This is a genomic window from Vagococcus sp. AM17-17 (assembly GCF_003471765.1).
Lineage (GTDB): Bacteria > Bacillota > Bacilli > Lactobacillales > Vagococcaceae > Vagococcus > Vagococcus teuberi.
Genome location: NZ_QRJY01000028.1, coordinates 1 through 3,819, shown reverse-complemented (window position 1 = coordinate 3,819; position 3,819 = coordinate 1). Strand labels below are relative to the sequence as shown.

At 31.4% G+C, this 3,819-nt stretch carries 2 protein-coding genes; one reads left to right on the top strand and one right to left on the bottom strand.

Annotated elements, in window-relative coordinates; translation table 11 throughout:
* Positions 1 to 98: 98 nt before the first annotated feature.
* Positions 99 to 1,565 (bottom strand): ribosomal protection-like ABC-F family protein, encoded by a 1,467-nt coding sequence (gene abc-f, locus DW196_RS10895; RefSeq protein ID WP_118251278.1) that lies wholly within the window; start codon positions 1,563 to 1,565, stop codon positions 99 to 101.
* A 1,165-nt stretch (positions 1,566 to 2,730) separates the two neighbouring features.
* Between abc-f and DW196_RS10890 the strand changes: the two genes are divergently transcribed.
* The gene (locus tag DW196_RS10890) at positions 2,731 to 3,642 is read left to right on the top strand and encodes a replication initiation protein (protein WP_118251277.1); all 912 of its coding nucleotides are present in this window, start codon (positions 2,731 to 2,733) and stop codon (positions 3,640 to 3,642) included.
* The last annotated feature ends 177 nt before the right edge of the window (positions 3,643 to 3,819 follow it).

The following is a 3,819-nucleotide window of genomic DNA, read 5'->3' as shown; positions in this document are numbered from 1 at the left end:
CATTGGTGATTCACAAAGTGAGTGCCTCGATGTGTTGGTAAGTGTGGTACTTCTTTAAAGCGAGATTATGTTAATCAAATGTTTAAATAATTATTTTTTTAGATTTGCTTTAAAATATAGTCTTCAATTTTATATGTTACCTCGGCAACATTTTTTATAAAATAAGGATCATGGGAAGTGAATATTACTGTTCCATTATACGCTTTTATCAATTTCTCTAATGCTTCTATTGTTTTTAAATCAACAAAATTAGTAGGCTCATCTAATATTAGTACGTTAGATGGTTTAGTAAAAAGCATTGCTATTTGAACTCTTGTAGATTCTCCTCCACTCAAGTCCTTAACAGATTTTAAAACTTCTGATTGAGAAAAACCTAAATTATTCAGGATACTTCTGACTATTGATTCTTGATATTCCGTTTGATTCATTAAGTAACTTAGAACAGACTCATCATCAAATACTTTATAAGACATCTGATGATATGTCGAAAAAATTACTTTAGATGATACTATTATTCCTTCTTCTTTTCTTAATATACTCTTTAAAAGAGAAGTTTTACCTACACCATTATTCCCAATAATAGCTATTTTTTGTCCTAATGAAAATTGAAAATTGCACTTATCAAACAGAATCTTTTCACCTTTTTTAAGATAGAAATTATCACCCATAATCGGAAATTTATTATGCAACTCTGTTGTTTGACTTGGTGGAAAGATGATTTCGTTTTGAGTATATATTTTTTCCATACCACCTAACTGATTTAAACGACTTTCCATTGCTTTAGCAGTCTTTTGTTGTCTTTTTTGAACAGTATCTTTTTGCTTAGATGATGCTAATCGATCAGGTCTAATACTTTTATTTTTCTTACTGTTTGAGACGTTACTACTCTTTTCAGCTTGCTCTTTCTTTTTCTTAATTGCACTTTCTAATCGTTTTTTCTCTTTAATAAACTGTTCATTACTATTTTCAATTTCTACTAGCTTTATTTGTTTTTGTTCTAAATAATCATCATATGTCCCTCCATATTCATACACAGTTCCATTTTCAATTTCCCATATCTTATTTGCTAATTGATTTATGAAGAAACGATTATGACTAACAAATATGAGTGTTCCATAATGATATTTCAACTCATCGATTAAAACATTTACGCTTTTGTTATCCAAATGAGTTGTTGGTTCATCCAATAATAATCCCATTGAATAGCTAGATAGTAGCTGTGTTAAACGATATTTAGTTTCTTCTCCACCACTCAATGTTTCTATTTTGTTTTTAGGAACTGAAAAATTATTTAATAATTTCCAATCTATATTATCTGTATCTATTAACTCTTCAGTTTCAGCTATTTGTTCAAACAATTTAAACTCTATTTCTTTTTGAACAATCCCAGAATCTTGCTGTACAGTTCCAGCAATAATTTCTAATAGAGTTGACTTACCTTGTCCATTTGCCCCAATAATAGCTATACGATCTCCATTGTAAGCTGATAGATTTTCAATAGATAAAATATCTTTTGCTCCATATTTTTTGTTAATATTACTTAGTTTTACTGTTAAATTTTCCATTTTGTATTCCCCTTTATACTAGATAAAAGGAAAAAGTGTATCAAAAAAAGACCTAGAACATTCCTACATCTTGCCATTTCAATTAATTATTTTAGATAGAAAAGTATACACTTATCCCTTGAAATTGCTTTACCTAGAATTTTGAATTTTATTTAATTATTTATTCAAAACTTTATTACGCAATTTCATAGATGCTATCATTACTTTTCCTCCTTGTTTAATTATGTAACTAAAGAAATAGTAGCATGAAAGAATTTTTTTATAAAATATTTCAACTTATATTTTAAATCAAATTACTTAGTATAATTTGATTTATGTTAATCAATTATGTATTTTGAATGATATTTAAAACCATGATATAATAAAGAAGCGATAACATAGAGAATTGCTAGTATATCTAGCACAAAAGCCACTACCTTTGCAGAGGTAGTGGCTTTTTTTATTCACTAGTGCGATTTCTAGCGTGTGAGTTTGAAGGCATTAGCCTTTAATTGTCATCTTTATCATCAAACCAATGATTTACTAATCTTTCAATTAGAACAGTTATAACTGCAGTAATAACTGTCGTGACAATAAACATAGAGAATTGTTCAAGCATATATCTAGCACCCCCTTTCATAAAGAAATGGGCTAAGTGCCATGACTAAATATATCATAATCTTTTTAAATTTGCTTTTGGGTTGTTAGGGCTTGCCCTGACCGTCTGAAAGACGATTAAAATAGATAACTAAACAATTTAAATCTATCAAGATTATTTGCCTGTTAATTTTATTGTTTGAACTTGTCCAGTTTTTTTGATTACGATTTTGTCTTTTGCAAAGGAGCTTTAGCGACTGCGTAAGTAAAATGTGAGAGTGGGTTTCTCTCACTCCTTTTTTATATCCTTTCATGTTACGCATAGAACAATTTAATCAAAATAGCTCTTTTTTAGGTAGGAAAAATAGAGTCCCTCTTTTATAATCTCTTTTAAACCTCTTTTAAACCTCTTTTAGACACCTGTTGAGCCTTACTCTCCCAAGGGATACAGGAATGTTTGGGGGTGGTTTTGTCTGTTTATGGGGGTGGTTTTGTCTGTTTATGGGGGTGGTTTTGTCTGTTTGGGGGGTGTTGACTAGAATGTATTGCTCCTATATTATATCTTTATAATAAATAAGGAGAGTAATATATGGGAAATGAAGTTGTAAAGTATCATACAGAATTAAATACGATTCCTCTTCGTAAATTTACGCCTGTAGAAATGAATTTGTTTTTTTCAATTGTCTCTAGAATGCGTGATAAGGGAGAACAAACTGTCCGATTTTCATTTGACCAACTCAAAGAGTTGAGTGCTTATAAACCAACCGCCAATAATCGGTTTATTGATGATATATATAGTACTTATGAAAAGATCCTTTCGCTAAGATTTGGAAATAGAAGTGCTAGCGGTTTAAACAGAAGTTTATTTGTCATGTTTACTCAATTTGAGATTGTAGGGGAAGCAGAAGAACCTTATGTCGATATTCAATTGTTTGAGAAAGCTATTCCTTTACTTAACGGACTTGATGAGTGGGTTCGCTATTCTCTAAAACAATTTAATGAATTACAAAGTAGTTATTCTAAAACGATGTTTCGATTATTGAAACAATTTCGTACGACTGGGTATGCTTATTTTTCTAAAGAAGACTTTCATGAACTATTAGATATTCCTAAAAGTTATAGGCAAAGTGATATTAATAAAAATATTTTAAAACCTATCAAAGAAGAATTAACTCCCTTGTTTCGTGGTCTGACCATTCGAAAGAAATATGGTAAGGGTCGAGGGAAACCTGTCGTTGGGTATCAGTTTGCGTTTAAACCAGAGGCAAAGAATGCGGATGACTTTTCTAAGGGGACACACGAAGACTTACGACAAAAATTATTCAACATCGACCACAACTCGGAGCTTACTCAAAAAGAAAAGTGGCTCGCAAAAGATAAAGTCTTGGGGTTACCTCGAGGAACACATGAGACAGACTTCCATGCTCAATCAACGACATCCTCTGAATACGATTCATGGAAACAAGAAATTTTGTCGCAACTCAAAAACGGTTTTTCTTAATCGAACATGCTCTCTTTTCTCCGATTCAGTTAACTCACTTGTCAGTCGAAGTTAGTCCATACTTTATCAGACTTCGACTTTTTCTTTACAGTGACGTTTTGGGAGGGATGACCTTTTGCAAGCGAAGCAACATGCTAGCATCTTGCCCATTTTCATGTCTGAGAGGGTCTCTCGTCC

What these genes read in the sequence shown, in the direction of transcription:
- abc-f (WP_118251278.1), bottom strand. Translation starts at nt 1,565, where the DNA reads ATGGAAAATTTAACAGTAAAACTAAGTAATATTAACAAAAAATATGGA.
- DW196_RS10890 (WP_118251277.1), top strand. Translation starts at nt 2,731, where the DNA reads ATGGGAAATGAAGTTGTAAAGTATCATACAGAATTAAATACGATTCCT.